Here is a 17,015-nt window from a genome sequence, read left to right as displayed (position 1 = left end):
GTAGCCGTATGCACTTCGTTGGATTGGACCTGGCGTGGGGCGAGAAGAACCAGACCGGTGTGGCGGCCATCGACTCCGACGGTCGCCTGCTGCACGTGGGCGCCGCTCGGGACGACGACGAGATCGTCGCGGCTATCGCCCCGTTCACCGGCGGCGATTGCGTGGTCGCGTTCGACGCTCCGCTGATCGTGAACAATCAGACCGGGCACCGCCCGGCCGAGACGGCCCTCAACCGCGACTTCGCGAAGTTCGACGCCGGGGCTCGGCCGGCCTTCGCCGAGAGGCCCGAACTTGTGAATCCGCGCGCCGCCCGACTGGCCGCCGCCATGGACCTCGATATCGATCCCGCCTCGGGCGCGGGCCGGCGGGCGATCGAGGTGTATCCGCATCCGGCGACCGTGGTGCTGTTCGAGCTCGACAAGATATTGAAGTACAAGCGGGGGCCGTTCGGTGACCGCCAGCGCGAGCTGCTAAAGCTGATGACGCTCATCGAAGGACTCGACGACGCCACACCGCGGCTGCGCGCCAACCGCAGCGTTTCCTGGGTTGAGCTGCGCAGGCGCGTGGAGGCCGCCACCAAACCGGGGCAGCTCGACCGTGACGAGGATCCCGTCGACGCGGTGCTGTGCGCCTACATCGCGCTGTACTGGGATCAGCGGCCCGACGACGTCACGATCTACGGCGACGTCGAGACGGGTTACATCCTCACCCCCAGCCTTCCGCGGGACCTGTCGGCCACCCCCCGCCGACGCGTGGTGCCGCCGCCAACCGACGAACTGCATCAACGTCTTTCGCGCCTGGAAGAACTGCTGGCCCAAGCGCAGGCCGAGGCGCGCACGATCCGCGAGCGGCTGTACCGGATGTAGACCTAATCGGGTGCGTCGGCCAGATGCGTCGGGTCGGTGATGGCCGCCCCGCGAATTCCGAGCTGACGGTTGATCAGCCGGGTCAGCAGGAACAGCCCGATGCCGATCGCGATGAGGATCGTCGCCAGCACGTACTGCTGCCCGGGCCGACCCGACAGCGGCGTGACGAGATACACCGATGCGAGAAACCCGATGACCGGTAACGCGGTCGGTGTCTTGAAGTGTCCGCCCTCGGCCATCACATCGCGCCGCAGCACCAACACCGAGACGTTGACGACGGCGAACACGGCAAGTAGCAGCAGCGACGTCGTTCCGCCCAACAGCGAGATCGCCTTGCTGTTGGCGAACGCGGTCACATACAGGATGAGACCGAACGCGATCAGGGTGGTGAATGTGATCGCGACATGCGGCGTGAACCTGCGCGGGTGTACGCGGCCCAGCACCGGCGGCAGTACGTGCTGGCGCGACATCCCGTAGATCAGCCGGCTGGCCATCAGCATGTTGATCAGCGCGGTGTTGGAGACGGCGAACATCGAGATGAACGGCAGGATGTCCTCGATCGGCAGCCCCGGCGCACCGGCCTTGACCACCTCGACCAGCGGTGTCTCGCTTTCCTCCAGCGTCCCGATCGGCACGAGGGCAACCGCGACAATGGCGACCACTACATAGACCAGGCCAGCGATCGACAACCCGCTCAACAACACCTTCGGGAACGTCTTTACCGGATCTTTCGTCTCTTCGGCCATGTTCACCGAGTCCTCGAAGCCGACCATCGCGAAGAACGCGAGCGACGTGGCGGTCGTGACTGCCATGAACCAGTTCTTGTCGCTGGCGGTTTCGAATGCGACGACGCGCGAGAAGTCGACGTCGCCGCCCCCGGTGAACGCGAAGAGCCCCACCACGATCACCAGCATCAGGCCCGTGATCTCGATGATGGTAAGCACGACGTTGAGTTTGACGCTCTCCCCTACCCCGCGCAGATTGACCGCGGCCAGCAGAGCCATGAAAAGCAGTGCGACGCAGACGATTCCGCCGGGGCCCCAGCTGAAGTGGAACGCCTCGAAGAAATTGGCCGCGAAGAACCGCGAGGCCGTCGACGCCGAGGTGATACCCGAGCACATTACGACGAACGCGATCAGGAACGTGACGAACTGAATGCCGAACGCCTTGTGCGCATACAACGCCGCGCCGGCCGCCTGCGGGTATTTTGTGACCAGCTCCAGGTAGCTGAATGCCGTGACGGTGGCGATGAGGAAGGCCACCAGGAAGGGAATCCACGCTGCGCCACCGACTTCGGCGGCCACGTCACCGGTCAGGGCGTAAACCCCGGTGCCGAGGATATCGCCGACGACGAACAGGAGCAGCAGGCCGGGGCCCATCACCCGTTTCAGTTCGGGCTGCTGTTCGGCGGTCCTCGTGTCGGATCTCATCGCCTGTCAGCCGGAAGCGGCGGTGAGCACGGGCGCCGAGATCGGCGCCGTGATCGGGGCGAGCACGTCGATGACGTCGATCAAGGTGGCGCGCGCGGCGCTGCGGGGGCCCTCGCCGTCGTCGACCAGCGCCGCCACCACCGCGCCGTCGACGGCGCACACCAGTGCGGGCACCAGCTCGCCGCGCAGCGTGCGGCCGCAGCGCTCGACGACCTTGGCCACCGCGTCGGTGCGTTGCTGCAAGACGCGCCGTTGCACCTCACGCAGCGCCGGTTGACGCGCGCAGGCGATGTAACGCTCGTACCGCGAGATCAGCTCTTCGCTGACCTGAGTGTCGGGATCGTCGCCGACGCAGGGGTCGTCACCAACGAGCAGATCGACCAGCACGTCGACGGTCGCCTCCGCACCGCGACGCCGCCGCGACAACCCGGCGACGCGCTCGCGCAACTGCTGGGCCTCCAGCGCACCGATGTGTTCGACAGCCTTGACGATCAGATCGTCCAGCGATGAGAAGTAGTACGTCGTCGCCGCCAGCGGCAGCCCCGCCCGCTTGGCCACCGCGCGGTGCCGGACGGCCTCGAATCCCCCTTCGCACAGCAACTCGGCAGCCGCGGTCACAAGCGCGTACTGCCTGCGCACTCCCTTCGGAGTCAACGCTGCCGTCACGGTAAGCATGCTGCCAGTCGGCCGCGTATGACATGGCACTTTCGCCCAAAGCTAAGGCATTACTCAGGAATGCGGTCCACCAATCGATTTGGATACATCGCTACCGCCGATGGCATGATGGCCGCATGCCAGACCTGACCCGACGCGCGATGTTGCGCCTCGGTGCCAGCGCGGCCGCAGGGGCCGTCGGCGCCTTCGCGCTCGGCTCCCTGCGCGATCCAGCGCCGTCACCGGCACCCGTCCAGATGACGAGCGCCGGCGCACCGCTGGCACCGTTGGCGCCGCCGGCCCCGTTGGAGCCCGTTGCAACCGCGGCACAGACGTACGTTTCGGGATCGTTCAATTCGGCCGCCCGCGGTGGCGTCGACACCAACTGGGCGATCGCACGCCCGCCCGGCCAGACCCAGCCGCTGCGACCCGTCATCGCGTTGCACGGCAAGGGCGGTGACGCGGCCCAGGTGATGGCCGGCGGCGTCGAGCAGGGGCTGGCTCAGGCGGTCGCCGCGGGCCTGCCGCCGTTTGCAGTGGTGGCGGTCGACGGCGGCGGTGGCTACTGGCACAAGCGCGCCTCGGGCGAGGACTCCGGCGCGATGGTGCTCAACGAACTGATACCGATGCTCGGCAATCAGGGCCTGGACACCTCACGGGTGGCGTTTCTCGGCTGGTCGATGGGCGGCTACGGCGCGCTGCTGTTGGGCGCGCGCCTCGGGGCGGCGCGCACGGCCGCGATCTGTGCGGTCAGCCCGGCGTTGTGGACGTCGTCGGGCGCCGCCGCCCCGGGCGCGTTCGACGGCGCCGACGACTACGCGGCCAACAGCGTGTGGGGGCTGCCTGCGCTCGCCTCGATCCCGATCCGCATCGACTGTGGCAACAGCGATCCCTTTTACTCGGCGACGCAGCAGTTCATCGCGCAGCTGCCGAACCGGCCCGCGGGCGGCTTCTCCCCTGGCGGACATGACGGCGGGTTCTGGAGCTCGCAGCTGCCCGCGGAGCTGGAGTGGATGGCGCCGCTCCTCGTCGACTAAACCGAGATCTTGCCTTCGGCCGCGGCCAGACCGATGTCGCTGCGAAAATGACTGCCGGGCAACCGAATCGACTTGATCAGCGTGTACGCGGAATCCCGGGCGGCGGCCAGATCGGGCCCAGAGCCGACCACGGACAGCACCCGTCCGCCCGACGAGACGATCGCTCCGTCGTCGCGTCGCGCCGTGCCCGCGTGCAGCACTCCCTCGGCCTCCGCGCCGACGATGACGTCACCGACGCGTGGCCGGCCCGGATAGTTCTCGGCGGCCAGTACCACCGCCACCGCTGCACCGTCGCGCCAGTGCAGCGGCGGATGGTCGGCCAGGCTCGCGGTGGCAGCGGCGTTCAGCAACTGGCCCAGCGGTGACTCCAGCAGGGCAAGCACCGACTGGGTCTCGGGATCGCCGAAGCGGCAATTGAATTCGACGACTGCCGGCCCCTGCGACGTGATCGCCAGTCCCGCGTACAACAGGCCGGAAAACGAGCTGCCGCGCTTGACCAGTTCTGCCGCAACAGGTTTGACGATCTCGCCGACGATCCGGTCCGTCACGTCGGCGGGCAGCCATGCCAGCGGCGCATAGGCGCCCATGCCGCCGGTGTTGGGACCGGTGTCGCCGTCGCCGACCCGCTTGAAATCTTGCGCGGGCAGCAGCGGTACCACCGTTTCCCCGTCGACCACACAGAACAGCGACACCTCAGGGCCGTCGAGGAACGATTCGAGCAGCACCGGGTGGCCCGCGTCGAGCAGGCCAGCGGCATGCGACCGGGCCGCATCCCGGTCGGCGGTCACCACCACACCCTTGCCCGCGGCGAGGCCGTCGTCCTTGACCACCCACGCCGCTTCGCCGCCGCAGGGACCGAACCGATCCAGCGCCGCGTCGAGCCGAGCGGGATTGTCGACGATCTCGCTTCTAGCGGTGCGAACGCCCGCCGCCGCCATCACGTCCTTGGCGAACGACTTCGATCCCTCGATGCGGGCGGCCTCCTTGGTGGGCCCGAAGCAGGCGATGCCCGCGGCGCGCACCGCGTCGGCGACGCCGACGACCAGGGGCACTTCAGGGCCGATCACGACCAGGTCGACGCCGAGCTTGCGGGCCAGGGCGGCGACCGCGTCCCCGGAGGTGATGTCGACGTCGTGCTGCTCGGCGATGGCGGCGGTGCCCGCGTTGCCCGGCGCGATGGCGAGGCCTTCCACCTGGGGATCTCGGCGCAGTGCCAGCAGCAAGGCATGTTCGCGGGCACCGGAGCCGATCACGAGGACGCGCACGGTTGCCAACCCTAACGGCAGCGTCGAACGACCGGGCAATGAGTTTGGCCATACACTTGACAGTCCGATGTATGGTCGACGCATGGCAACGATGCAGACCTGTCCCTTCGGGTCGGGATTCGACTTCACCGATCCCGACGTCCTCCAACACGGCATCCCCGTCACCGAATTCGCCCAGCTGCGCAAGACGGCGCCGGTGTGGTGGAACGAGCAGCCGGAATCGATCTTCGACGACGGCGGCTACTGGGTGATCAGCCGCCACGAGGACATCAAGGCCATCTCCCGCGACGGCGACCTGTGGTCCACCAACCGCAAGGGCGTGGTGATGCGGATGCCCGACGGCACCACCCCTGATCAGCTCGAACTGACCAAGGCGATGCTGATCAATCACGACGCACCCGAACACACGCGGCTGCGCAAGCTGGTGTCACGGTTGTTCACGCCGCGCGCCGTGGCCACGCTGGAAGAGAAGCTCGCCCACGCAGCGCGCGACATCGTCGCCGCAGCAAAGGAAAAGGGCAGCGGCAACTTCGTCGACGACATCGCGATGCGGCTGCCGCTGCTGGCGATCGCGGACATGCTCGGCGTGCCCGAGGCGGACCGCGAAAAGCTGTTCGAATGGACCAACTCGATCATGAACACCGACGACCCCGACTTCGCCTCGGATTACGTCGCGGCCAACGCTGAGCTGATGGGCTACGCGTACAACATGGCCGAGGAGCGCCGCCGCTGTCCGGCCGACGACATCGTGACCAGGCTCGTGCAGGCCGACATCGACGGCGAATGGATGGAAGACGTCGAGTTCGCGTTCTTTGTGATCCTGCTGGCGGTCGCAGGCAACGAGACCACCCGCAACGCCATGACCCACGGCATGAATGCGTTCTTCGACAACCCACAGCAGTGGGATCTGTTCAAACGCGAGCGCCCCGAGACCACCGCGGACGAGATCGTGCGCTGGGCCACGCCGGTGCACTGCTTCCAGCGCACCGCCCAGGCGGATACCGAGATCGGCGGCGTGACGATCGGCGAGGGGCAGCGCGTCGGCCTGTTCTACAGCTCGGCCAACTACGACGAGACGGTCTTTACCGACCCGTTCCGTTTCGACATCCTGCGCGACCCCAACCCGCATCTCGGGTTCGGCGGCAACGGGGCGCACTACTGCATCGGGGCCAACCTGGCGCGCATGGAGATCAAGCTGATCTTCAACGAGATCGCCGACCAGATCCCGGATATTTCGAAAGTCGCTGAGCCTCAACGGCTTCGCTCAGGCTGGTTGAACGGCGTGAAGGATCTGCAGGTCTCCTACACCGGCTCACAGTAGTATTCGCCGCGTGCGCACCCACGGTTGGTCTGGCGCCGCACCCGCCAGCGACAACGAAGCGGTCGAGCGAATCCTCGACGCGGCGGCAAAGGTGATCGACGTCAGGGGCGCGGACTTTTCGATCACCGACGTCGCCCGCAGCCTCGGCGTCACCCGGCAGACCGTCTACCGCTACTTCCCCAGCACCGACGCCCTGCTGGTGGCCGCCGCCGTGCACAACGCGAGCGCGTTCCTGGACCGCTTGGCGGCGCATCTGCAGGGCATCACCGACCCGGCGGAGGCGGTTGCCGAGGCCGTGGCGGCGGCGCTGGAATGGCTGCCGAAGGACAAGCACCTCGGCCTGCTGATCGAACCCGGGCGCCCGAACCCGCACACCGAGGACGTGACGTCCGATGTCGCGCTGGACTTCGCGCACTCGATGGTCCGGCGGTTCGATGTGGACTGGGCAGGGTTGGGCTTCACCGACACCGACCTCGACGAGCTCGCCGAGCACCTGCTGCGGATCATCCAGTCGTTCGTCATCGACCCGGGTCGGCCTCCGCGGCGCGGGGTGGAACTGCGGGCCTACCTACGGCGGTGGGTGGGCGCGGCTATACGGCCGAAACCACCGTCGGCTGAGCCGACAATCAAACCACCGTCGGCTGAGCCGACAATCAAACCACCGTCAGAGGAAGCGACTTCCTCGGCTCGAACACGAACGTCGAACCACCGCTGACCCGGGCCACCTTCACTTCTGACATTTCCTTTGCCGCCGTTTCGGTTTCGACGATCCGAGCCGTCCAATCGGCGTGGCTGCCCTCCACCTCGATGTCGAAGTGCGCATCGATCGCCGCGACGGCGGCCTGCAGCGGGCGTTTCTCGGCCGGGCCGACCAGCGACACCCACGCGCCGTCTTCGTGTGCCGGCGACCGGTGTACATGCACGGTGTCCGGTCCGAATTCGGCCGACACGTAGGCCGCCGGGTTGAACATCGGGTGCAGTTCGAGCATCCGTATCGCGCCCTCGATGCCGCCGGGCAGACCGAGTGCGCGGTGGATGCGCTCGGCGGCGATGCCCGCGACTCCGATGAGCTGTTTGGTGCAGATCTCCGTCGCCAATTCGGTGTTGGTGCCCGCGCGTTTGCCCACGGCGATGACGAACGACAGGTTCAGCAGGTGCATCTGCAGACACACCTCGTCGGCAATGCGCACCAGTGCCGAATGCGAGAACGCGGCGAAGTCGAAGTCGGAGAGCAACTGGCCCGAATAGTCCGACTGTCCATCGTCGTCGACATCGATCGGGTCGAGTTCCGTTGTCGCGGCGTTAGTCCGGCGCACGACATCCAGCACCGGATGGTCCTCGACCTCGGGGTGGGAGTCGTCGATGGTCACCGTCCAGGCGCAATGCGGATGGCGATCGGCAGGCTTGCGCGGCGGACGGTGGATGGGACGGATCTGGGCTCTGCGGTTGGTGGCGACGGCGGTCGCGTCGAAGGTCGGATCCTCGATGTCGTGGCACATCCCGCGGACATACTCCTCGCCCATCGGTTCCACGTCGAGCAAGGCGCCGCAGTGGTCGAGGTGGAATTCGCCGTGCCAGCGATCGTGGACGTCGTAGCGGAAGTCCATGAACTGCGGTGGGGCGCCGATGTCGAGCTGCAGGCCCTTGAAGATGGTGATGACGTCGACGCCCTCGTATCTGAGCGCCTTCTGCATCCGCTTTGTGTAGATCGGGCTGGCGCCCATCCACTCTTCGATCGCGATCTGCAGCATCTCGGGTCGACCGAAATTGCTGATGCACCACGCCATTCCGGACCGGTCGATCAACTGGCCGATCAGCAGCAGCTCGGGGACAAGGACCGCAAGTTGCTCACGGGTCAGGCTGGCGTACCTACTTGTCATCGAGGTTCTTCCCGGTGTGCATGCGGATCGCGTCGTTGACGTTGGCCTTCTTGTCGACGCCCTCCCCACGTTCCGCCGCCTTCTTGTGTTTGGCGACGACGCGTCCGACGACGCCGTTGAGACCCGAGCCCCGCGGGAAGCCGACGTACTGCGTGAGGAAGATGGCCATCTCCTTGAGCTCCTCAGCGGTGAGCTCGCCGTTCTGCAGCGCGGCGTTCACTTGAATCTCGGCCAGGTCCTGCTCCCCGAGCGCGGTGACGATGGACAGCGTCATGATCCGCTTCTCGCGCATGGACAGTCCGGGCCGGCTCCAGATATCACCGAACAGATGGTCGACAGTAAGGTCGAAGTACGGGTCACCTTCGACGTCGGGCATTTCCCAGCCGTAGACCTCATTCATCTTCGCGAGGCCCTTCTTGCGCTGCTCGTTCATGCCTACTCCTTCGCAGTGGACGCGTTGTGCGGCACCCCGAGCCCCGCGGCCAGATTCTTCAGCGCTATCTGCGCCAAGGGTAGGTCGACGCCGGTCTCCTCGCCCAGGGCCAGCGCCAGGCTGAGATCCTTTTCGCCGAGCCCGCGCGCGTGGACGAACGACTCGTAGAGGAAGTTGTCGGGTTCGATGGTCGACATGTCCTCGCGCACCATGATCGCCCCGGGACCGCTCGTCAGCGCATCCGTGTGGCGGACGACGCGGCCCAGCTGCTGCAAGCTGATGCCGCACGCCTCGGCCAGCTTCATCGCCTCGCACGCCGCCGCGTATCCGACGAAGGTCAACATGTTGCGGGCCAACTTCATCCGCGTCCCCGCCCCTGGTGGCCCGGCATGGATCACCACCGAAGCGAACCGCTTGAATGCCGGCTTGATCCGCTCGTAAACCTCACGGTCGGCGCCGACCATCACGGCGAGCTCACCCTTTTCGGCCCCCGCACCGCCGCCGGACACCGGAGCGTCGACGATGTGAATGCCCTTGGGTCGCAACGACTCAGCAAGATCCGGTGCGGTCTGCGGGCTGATCGTGGAGTGAATCGCGATCGTCGTGCCCGGCTTGGCGCGGGCGGCCAGCTCGGCGACCACATCGCGGACCTGCTCGTCATTGAGCACCGTGACGCTGATGAGGTCGGCGGCCGCGACGTCGGCGACACTGTCGGCGAGTTTCGCGCCAGCCTCGGCCAGTGGTGTCATCGCCTCGAGGCGGACGTCGAAGACTGTGAGCCCGCCGGGCCAGTCGACCAACCGCTTGGCCATCGGCGCTCCCATGTTGCCGAGGCCGATGTATCCGAGCTTGACGTGTTCGTCGCTCATATCGGAAACCTCTCAGGACCTGATGATCTGACCGCCGTCGACGTTGAAGATCTGCCCGGTGATCCACTTCGCCTGATCCGACAGCAAAAACAGGCACATGCCGACCAGATCCTCCGGTTCACCCATGCGCGACAACGGGATTCGCTTCACGATGTCGTCGACCATCTCCTTGGGCGTCGTCGACCGGTTGGCCTCGGTGTCGATGGGCCCCGGCGCGATCGCGTTCACACGGATGTTCTGGCCGCCGAGTTCGGTCGCCAGCTGCTGCGTCAGCCCGTTGATGCCTACCTTGGCCAGGCCGTAGTAATTCGAGTACAGCCACGCCGCGGTCGACGACTGGTTGACGATCGCACCGCCGCCGCGCTTGGCCATCTTGCGGTAGACCGCCCTTGTGCACACCAGCGCGCCGTCGAGGTTCACGCTCATGAACTTCTTGTAGTAATCCCAGTCGACGGTGATCAAGAAGTCGAGCTTCATGCCGCCGAAGATCGCCGCATTGTTGACCAGGTAGTCGATGCCGCCGAACTCCGAGAGCGTCTGGGCGGCCATCTCCTTGGCTGAGTCGGGATCGGAGACGTCGACGTGCACGGCGAGCGCGTTTCCACCCTCGGCCTTGATGCCGTCGGCGACCTTCTGCGCGCCCTCGGTGTTGATGTCGGCGACGACGACGGCGGCGCCCTCGCGGGCGAGCGCCTCCGCGTACGCCTGCCCGATACCGCCGCCTGCACCGGTGACGATCGCCACCTTCTCGTCGAACTGTCCCATGTTTCCCTTTCTCCCGACTGGCCGGTTGTCGGCGTTACACCGCTGTGGCAATGGCCTTGATCTCGAGGTACTCCTCAAAGCCCGCCAGCCCCATCTCCCGGCCGATGCCAGACTGCTTGTAGCCGCCGAACGGCATGTCGGCCGAATACCAGACGCCGCCGTTGATGTTGACCGTGCCGACGCGCAGTCGTGCGGCCACACCCAATGCACGCGCCGGGTCAGAGCTGAACACGGTGCCCGACAACCCGTAGGGCGAATCGTTGGCGATGCGCACGGCGTCGTCGTCACCGTCGTGGGCGATCACCGTCAGCACCGGACCGAAGATCTCCTCCCGCGCTACCTTGGCGTTGTTGTCGAGGCCCGCGATGACCGTCGGTTCGATGAAGAAACCGGTGTCGCGGTCGGCGGGACGTCCGCCGCCGCACGCGAACGTGCCGCCCTCTTGGACGGCTGAATCCAGATAGCCCTGAACCCGATCGCGCTGCCGGGCCGAGATCACCGGTCCGCAAACGGTTCCCGCGTCGCTCGGGTCGCCAGGCTTGAGCCCGCCCATGGTGGCCGCCGCGGCCTCGACCGCCTCGTCGTAGCGGGCGCGCGGCACCACCAGCCGGGTGGTGATCGCACAGCCCTGCCCCGCGTGCATCGCCGCGGTGAACGCCGACATCGAGCAGGCGCCGGCGAGATCGGCGTCGTCGAGGACTAGAAACGCCGACTTGCCACCGAGCTCCAGGAACACCTTCTTCAGCGTCGCCGACCCGTCGGACATCACGGCGCGGCCGGTGTTCGTCGAGCCGGTGAACGACACCATGTCGACGCGCGGATCCTTCGACAGCAGCGCGCCGACGCTGTGGTCACTGGCGGTGACGATGTTGACGACGCCGGGTGGAATATCGGTGTGCTCGGTGATCAGCTCACCCAAAATCGCTGCGCACCATGGTGTGTCGGGTGCGGGCTTGAGGACGACGGTGTTGCCCGCCGCCAGCGCCGGTCCGAGCTTGGCGAGGTTGATCTGATGGGGGAAGTTCCACGGCGTGATGGCGCCGACCACACCGACCGCTTCACGGGCGATGGTCCTATGGGTCTTGATTCCCATCGGTGAGGCGATCCCGAAATCGGTTGACCATTCGTAGGATTCGGCGGTGTCGGCGCCGAAGCTGAGGTCTTCGACGGGCCCTTCGAGCTGGGCGGCCGACGTCAGCATCCGCGGCGCCCCCACCTCGGAGATGGTCAGCTCGCGCAGCTCTTCGATGTGGTCTCGCATCGCTTGCTGCAGCTGCCGGACGGAGCGCACTCGCAGTTCGGTGTTGGTGGACCAGTCGGTTTCGTCGAACGCGCGGCGGGCGGTCTCGATCGCGCGCTCCATGTCCTCGGCGCTCGCGTCGGCGGCCACACCCAGGACTTCCTCGGTGGCCGGGTTGACCGTCGGGAAGGTGCCAGCGTTGCCTGCCACCAGCTTCCCGTCGATGAGCAATTGACTCTGGCGATCGGCCAGCATCCCCATACCGACTCCCATTTGATTGCTGGACAACTGTCCGACTAACGTCAATCGCACGATAGCCGCCTCGGGGCGTCAGAAGCAAGGTTGGACCGCTGAAGTCCTCAGGCACCGCCGGAGAAATAGGCGATATGCAGGGCTTTTACCGCACCCACTTGCTAGCCGCCGTATCGGTCCGATAACTTGGACATGTGTCCAGCGATGCCGTGGTCACTGTCACCGACCAGAGTGGGGCAACACCTCGCAACCGGCGGCAGGAAGAGACGTTCCGCAAGGTCCTCGCCGCGGGTGTGGAGATGCTGCGGGAGTCCTCGTATGCCGACCTGACCGTGCGTGCGGTCGCCGCTCGCGCCAAGGTGGCGCCCGCGACGGCCTACACCTACTTCTCGTCGAAGAACCACCTGATCGCCGAGGTCTATCTGGATTTGATGCGCCAGGTGCCCTACTTCACCGACGTCAACGACAGCACCCCGACGCGCGTCGAGAAGGCCCTGCGCGCAATGACTCTGATGATCGCCGACGAACCCGAGGTCGCCGCCGCCTGCACCACCGCCTTGCTCAGCAGCAACGACTCGGCGGTGATCGGCGTGCGCGACCGGATCGGCGCCGAGATCCACCGCCGCATCCGCTCGGCGATGGGCCCCGACGCCGACCCGCGGACGATCTCAGCCCTCGAGATGACCTACTTCGGCGCGCTGGTCCACGCGGGCAGCGGCTATGTCAGTTACCGCGAGATCGCCGACCGGCTCAGCTACGTGGTAGGGCTCATCCTCGGAGAGGTGCAATGACCGCATACACCAGCGACGCGATCCTCGACCCGTACGACTACGACTTCCACGAGGATCCGTACCCGTACTATAAGCGGTTGCGCTACGAGGCACCGCTCTATCACAACGAGGAACTGGGGTTCTGGGCGCTGTCGCGTCATCAGGACGTTCTGCACGGCTTCCGCAACAGCACGACGCTGTCCAACAAGTTCGGGGTGTCGCTGGACCCCGCCTCACGCGGCCCGCATGCGTCCAAGACAATGTCCTTTCTGGCGATGGACGACCCCGCACACCTGCGATTGCGCACCCTGGTGTCGAAAGGGTTCACGCCGCGCCGGATTCGTGAGTTGGAGCCCCGCGTCACCGAGATCGCGACGAACCATCTGGACATCATGTTGGAGAAGGCCGCGGGCGGAACGGTCGACTACGTCGACGAATTCGCGGGAAAGCTGCCGATGGACGTCATCTCCGAGCTGATGGGTGTGCCCGAGAACGACCGCACCCAGGTGCGCGCCTGGGCGGACGGCGTCATGCATCGCGACGAGGGTGTGACCGATGTGCCACCGGCCGCCGTCGAGGCGTCGATCAACCTGATCGTCTACTACCAGGAGATGGTCGCCCAGCGCCGCAAGAAGCTGACCGATGACCTGACCTCGGCGCTGTTGGAAGCCGAGATCGACGGCGACCGACTGACCGACGACGAAATCCTGGGATTCATGTTCCTGATGGTGATCGCCGGCAACGAGACGACCACGAAACTGCTTGCCAACGCGGCGTTCTGGGGTTACCGCAATCCCGACCAGCTGGCACCGCTGTATGAGAACCTCGACCGGATCCCGTTGTGGGTCGAAGAGACGCTTCGCTACGACACGTCGAGCCAGATTCTGGCGCGCACGGTCGCCGGGGAGTTGACGCTCTACGACACCACCATTCCCGACGGCGACGCCCTGCTGCTGTTACCGGGTTCCGGGCACCGCGACGAGCGGGTGTTCGACCGCCCCGACGACTTTGTCATCGGCCGCGAAATCGGCTCGAAGCTCCTGAGTTTCGGCAGCGGTGCCCACTTCTGCCTCGGGGCCCACCTGGCCCGCATGGAGGCCAGGGTGGCGCTGACCGAGTTGTTCAAGCGAATCCGCGGATATGAGGTCGACGAGGCCAACGCCGTCCGCGTCCACTCCAGCAATGTCCGCGGGTTCGCTCACCTTCCGATCACCGTCCAAACCCACTGAAGGCAGATATGCCCCGCTTCGAACCCCTTCCCGACCGCAGGCCCGTGATCGTCGCGGGCGCATCGTCGGGCATCGGTGAAGCCGCCGCCATCGAATTCGCCGCCCGCGGATTCCCTGTGGCGCTCGGCGCGCGCCGTGTCGAGAAGCTCACCGAGCTGGTCGGCAAGATCCAGGCCGACGGCGGCGAGGCCGTCGGGTTCCATCTCGACGTCACCGATCCGAACTCGGTGAAATCCTTTGTGTCGCAGGCGGTCGACGCGCTCGGCGATATCGAGGTGCTGGTGGCCGGCGCCGGTGACACCTTTTTCGGCAAGCTCGACGAGATCACGCCCGACGAATTCAACTCCCAGCTGCAGATCCATCTGGTGGGGGCCAACCGGCTGGCGTCGGCGGTGCTGCCGGGCATGATCGAGCGGCAACGCGGAGACCTGATCTTCGTCGGCTCCGACGTGTCGCTGCGCCAGCGTCCGCACATGGGCGCTTACGGCGCGGCCAAGGCCGGCCTCGTCGCGATGGTGAACAACTTCCAGATGGAACTGGAGGGCAGCGGTGTGCGGGCGTCGATCGTGCATCCCGGTCCGACGAAGACGGGCATGGGCTGGAGCCTGCCTGCCGAGAAAATCGGTCCGGCGCTGGCGGACTGGGCCAAGTGGGGGCAGGCCCGCCACGACTACTTCCTGCGGGCATCGGATCTCGCGCGCGCCATCGTGTTCGTCGCCGAGACACCGCGGGGGGGCTACATCGCCAACATGGAGCTCCAACCCGAAGCCCCGTTGGCGTCGGCGCCCAAGGACCGCCAGCAGCTGAAGCTGAACGAGGAGAACCTGAAATGACCATGCGCACGCGAGGAGCGGTATGACGACAGCGATCGTGCCCCGGGTGTCGGGCGGCGAAGAAGAGCACGGCCACCTCGAAGAGTTCCGCACCGACCCGATCGGTTTGATGAAGCGACTCCGCGACGAATGCGGCGACGTGGGCTGGTTCCAACTGGTCGACAAGCATGTCATCCTGCTGTCCGGCGCCGAAGCCAACGAGTTCTTCTTCCGTTCGGCCGATGAGGATCTCGATCAGGCCGAGGCCTACCCGTTCATGACGCCGATCTTCGGCAAGGGTGTGGTGTTCGACGCCAGCCCCGAACGCCGTAAAGAGATGCTGCACAATTCAGCGCTGCGCGGCGAGCAGATGAAGGGCCATGCCGCCACCATCGAAGGCGAAGTCAAGAAGATGATCGCCGACTGGGGTGACGAAGGCGAGGTCGAGCTCCTCGACTTCTTCGCCGAGCTGACCATCTACACCTCGACGGCGTGCCTGATCGGGCTGAAGTTCCGCGAACAGCTCGACCACCGGTTCGCCGAGTACTACCACGAGCTCGAACGCGGCACCGATCCGCTGTGCTACGTCGATCCGTACCTGCCGATTGAGAGCTTCAAGCGCCGCGACGAGGCACGCGTGAAACTCGTTGCGCTTGTTCAGGACATCATGAATCAGCGGCTGGCCAACCCGCCGAAGGACAAGGCCGACCGCGACATGCTCGACGTGCTGGTGTCGATCAACGACGACGACGGCAATCCGCGGTTCTCCGCCGACGAGGTCACCGGCATGTTCATCTCGCTGATGTTCGCCGGCCACCACACCAGCTCGGGGACATCGGCGTGGACGCTGATCGAGTTGATCCGCCACCCCGACGTGTACGCCGAGGTGCAGGACGAGCTCGACGAGCTCTACGCCGACGGCCAAGAGGTCAGCTTCCATGCGCTGCGACAGATCCCGAAGCTCGACAATGTCGTCAAGGAAACCCTGCGGCTGCACCCGCCGCTGATCATCTTGATGCGGGTGGCCCAGGGCGAATTCGAGGTGGCCGGCTTCCCGATCCACAAGGGTGATTTCGTCGCGGCCTCACCGGCGATCAGCAACAGGATCCCCGAGGACTTCCCTGAGCCCGACGCGTTCAAGCCGGACCGCTACAACAAGCCCGAACAGGCCGACATCGTCAACCGCTGGACCTGGATACCCTTCGGGGCGGGGCGGCACCGGTGCGTCGGCGCGGCGTTCGCGCAAATGCAGATCAAGGCGATCTTCTCGGTTCTGTTGCGCGAGTACGAGTTCGAGATGGGGCAGCCGCCCGAGAGCTACCGCAACGACCACTCGAAGATGGTGGTGCAGTTGGCCCGCCCGGCGAAGGCCCGCTACTGCCGCCGGACGAAGTAGGCACCGTGGGCATCAGGATCGAGGTCGATCTGGACCTGTGCCAGGGCCACGCCATGTGCGAACTCGAATCCCCTGACTACTTCAGGGTGCCCAAGCGCGGCAAGGTCGAAATCCTCAAAGACACCGCGCCGGAGGACGACCGGGCCGAAGTCGAACACGCAGTGTGGGCGTGCCCCACACAAGCACTCTCCATCAAAGAAGAGGACTAGAAAGGTCACGCCAATGCCGTCACTGCCCCGCGAGGATCTCGACGAATGGGTCGAGGAATGGCTGGAAGCCAACCGCGCCTGCGAACGCAACGGTGACTGGAAGCCGCTGGCGGACTTCTACACCGATGACGCCACCTACGGCTGGAACATCGGCCCGAAGGAAGACGTGATGTGCGTCGGCAAAGACGAGATCCGTGACGTCGCGCTGGGTCTGGAGATGGAAGGCCTGGAGAACTGGAACTACGAGTATCAGAAGGTGCTCGTCGACGATAGACAGGGCGAGATCGTTGGCTTCTGGAAGCAGATCGTCAACAAATCCGACGGTAGCCGCGACGAGATCTACGGCATCGGCGGCAGCTGGTTCCGGCTCGACGGAAACTTGAAAATCGAGTGGCAGCGGGACTTCTTCGACTTCGGCCACGTGGCCCACATGTTCGGCAAGCTCATCGAATCGGGCGACCTCAGCGAGGGCATGCAGAAGCGCATCGAGCGTTCGGTGGTGGGCGAGAAGCTGCCCGGTTACTACCCGCTGGGCGAGGCGCCGGTACCGATCTGGTGAGCTCCCGGCCAAGCGGTTGCTTGGGGGT

At 66.0% G+C, this 17,015-nt stretch carries 18 protein-coding genes; 10 read left to right on the top strand and 8 right to left on the bottom strand.

All coding sequences use genetic code 11. The annotated features are described in order from the left end of the window. The first annotated feature begins 8 nt into the window (after positions 1-8). Positions 9-866: a DUF429 domain-containing protein gene (locus tag A5651_RS11340; protein WP_066979796.1), complete on the top strand. Its 858-nt coding sequence runs from the start codon at positions 9-11 to the stop codon at positions 864-866. Between the two features lie 2 nt (positions 867-868). On the opposite strand, the gene A5651_RS11335 is transcribed toward A5651_RS11340, so the two are convergent. After that, a complete protein-coding gene (locus A5651_RS11335; RefSeq protein ID WP_066979793.1) occupies positions 869-2,296 on the bottom strand; it encodes an APC family permease in 1,428 nt (475 codons plus the stop codon). 6 nt (positions 2,297-2,302) lie between these two features. Continuing rightward, positions 2,303-2,971 carry a TetR/AcrR family transcriptional regulator gene (locus A5651_RS11330; protein ID WP_066979790.1) on the bottom strand — a complete coding sequence of 223 codons (669 nt, stop codon included), beginning with the start codon at positions 2,969-2,971 and terminating at the stop codon, positions 2,303-2,305. A 116-nt stretch (positions 2,972-3,087) separates the two neighbouring features. Here A5651_RS11330 and A5651_RS11325 point away from each other — a divergent pair, with 116 nt between their 5' ends. Beyond that, positions 3,088-3,987 carry an alpha/beta hydrolase family protein gene (locus A5651_RS11325; RefSeq protein ID WP_066979787.1) on the top strand — a complete coding sequence of 300 codons (900 nt, stop codon included), beginning with the start codon at positions 3,088-3,090 and terminating at the stop codon, positions 3,985-3,987. Here the strand turns inward: A5651_RS11325 and purD are convergent. Beyond that, positions 3,984-5,252, bottom strand: a complete 1,269-nt coding sequence (gene purD / locus A5651_RS11320) for a phosphoribosylamine--glycine ligase (RefSeq protein ID WP_066979784.1) — start codon at positions 5,250-5,252, stop codon at positions 3,984-3,986. The two genes, A5651_RS11325 and purD, sit on opposite strands and share 4 nt — an antisense overlap. 82 nt (positions 5,253-5,334) lie before the next feature. On the opposite strand from purD, the gene A5651_RS11315 reads away from it, so the two are divergent. Together A5651_RS11315 and A5651_RS11310 are read left to right on the top strand one after the other, a co-directional pair. After that, the gene (locus tag A5651_RS11315; RefSeq protein WP_066979781.1) at positions 5,335-6,573 is read left to right on the top strand and encodes a cytochrome P450; all 1,239 of its coding nucleotides are present in this window, start codon (positions 5,335-5,337) and stop codon (positions 6,571-6,573) included. A gap of 10 nt (positions 6,574-6,583) precedes the next feature. Further along, on the top strand, positions 6,584-7,288 hold the full coding sequence (locus A5651_RS11310; RefSeq protein WP_082943707.1) for a TetR/AcrR family transcriptional regulator: 705 nt from the start codon (positions 6,584-6,586) through the stop codon (positions 7,286-7,288). On the opposite strand, the gene A5651_RS11305 is transcribed toward A5651_RS11310, so the two are convergent. The 5 genes from A5651_RS11305 to A5651_RS11285 are packed head-to-tail and all read right to left on the bottom strand — an operon-like array spanning position 7,227 to position 12,021. Then, complete coding sequence (locus A5651_RS11305) at positions 7,227-8,453, bottom strand: hypothetical protein (RefSeq protein ID WP_066979777.1); 1,227 nt, start codon at positions 8,451-8,453, stop codon at positions 7,227-7,229. The genes A5651_RS11310 and A5651_RS11305 overlap by 62 nt on opposite strands. Then, complete coding sequence (locus A5651_RS11300; RefSeq protein ID WP_066979775.1) at positions 8,443-8,886, bottom strand: carboxymuconolactone decarboxylase family protein; 444 nt, start codon at positions 8,884-8,886, stop codon at positions 8,443-8,445. The genes A5651_RS11305 and A5651_RS11300 overlap by 11 nt, the downstream gene beginning before the upstream one ends. A gap of 2 nt (positions 8,887-8,888) precedes the next feature. Beyond that, positions 8,889-9,755, bottom strand: a complete 867-nt coding sequence (locus A5651_RS11295) for an NAD(P)-dependent oxidoreductase (RefSeq protein ID WP_066979773.1) — start codon at positions 9,753-9,755, stop codon at positions 8,889-8,891. Positions 9,756-9,767: 12 nt separating this feature from the next. Beyond that, positions 9,768-10,520, bottom strand: a complete 753-nt coding sequence (locus A5651_RS11290; protein ID WP_066979770.1) for an SDR family oxidoreductase — start codon at positions 10,518-10,520, stop codon at positions 9,768-9,770. 34 nt (positions 10,521-10,554) lie between these two features. After that, positions 10,555-12,021, bottom strand: a complete 1,467-nt coding sequence (locus tag A5651_RS11285; RefSeq protein ID WP_066980009.1) for an aldehyde dehydrogenase — start codon at positions 12,019-12,021, stop codon at positions 10,555-10,557. A 185-nt stretch (positions 12,022-12,206) separates the two neighbouring features. Here A5651_RS11285 and A5651_RS11280 point away from each other — a divergent pair, with 185 nt between their 5' ends. From A5651_RS11280 to A5651_RS11255, 6 genes are read left to right on the top strand one after another with little or no spacing between them, the layout of a single operon-like run. Then, on the top strand, positions 12,207-12,803 hold the full coding sequence (locus A5651_RS11280) for a TetR/AcrR family transcriptional regulator (protein ID WP_066979767.1): 597 nt from the start codon (positions 12,207-12,209) through the stop codon (positions 12,801-12,803). After that, positions 12,800-14,011, top strand: coding sequence for a cytochrome P450 (locus A5651_RS11275; protein ID WP_066979764.1), 1,212 nt, complete (start codon positions 12,800-12,802; stop codon positions 14,009-14,011). Before A5651_RS11280 ends, A5651_RS11275 begins: the two co-directional genes overlap by 4 nt. 8 nt (positions 14,012-14,019) lie before the next feature. Continuing rightward, positions 14,020-14,844, top strand: coding sequence for an SDR family oxidoreductase (locus A5651_RS11270; RefSeq protein ID WP_066979761.1), 825 nt, complete (start codon positions 14,020-14,022; stop codon positions 14,842-14,844). A 22-nt stretch (positions 14,845-14,866) separates the two neighbouring features. Further along, positions 14,867-16,219, top strand: coding sequence for a cytochrome P450 (locus A5651_RS11265; RefSeq protein WP_066979758.1), 1,353 nt, complete (start codon positions 14,867-14,869; stop codon positions 16,217-16,219). A gap of 5 nt (positions 16,220-16,224) precedes the next feature. Continuing rightward, positions 16,225-16,428, top strand: coding sequence for a ferredoxin (locus A5651_RS11260; RefSeq protein WP_082943706.1), 204 nt, complete (start codon positions 16,225-16,227; stop codon positions 16,426-16,428). A 13-nt stretch (positions 16,429-16,441) separates the two neighbouring features. Beyond that, entirely contained in the window at positions 16,442-16,987 is a 546-nt protein-coding gene (locus A5651_RS11255) for a nuclear transport factor 2 family protein (protein WP_066979755.1), read from the top strand. The last annotated feature ends 28 nt before the right edge of the window (positions 16,988-17,015 follow it).

The sequence above is a fragment of the Mycobacterium sp. 1274761.0 genome (assembly GCF_001668615.1).
In the GTDB taxonomy this organism is placed as follows: Bacteria; Actinomycetota; Actinomycetes; order Mycobacteriales; family Mycobacteriaceae; genus Mycobacterium.
This window is presented reverse-complemented; position numbering and strand designations above follow the sequence as displayed.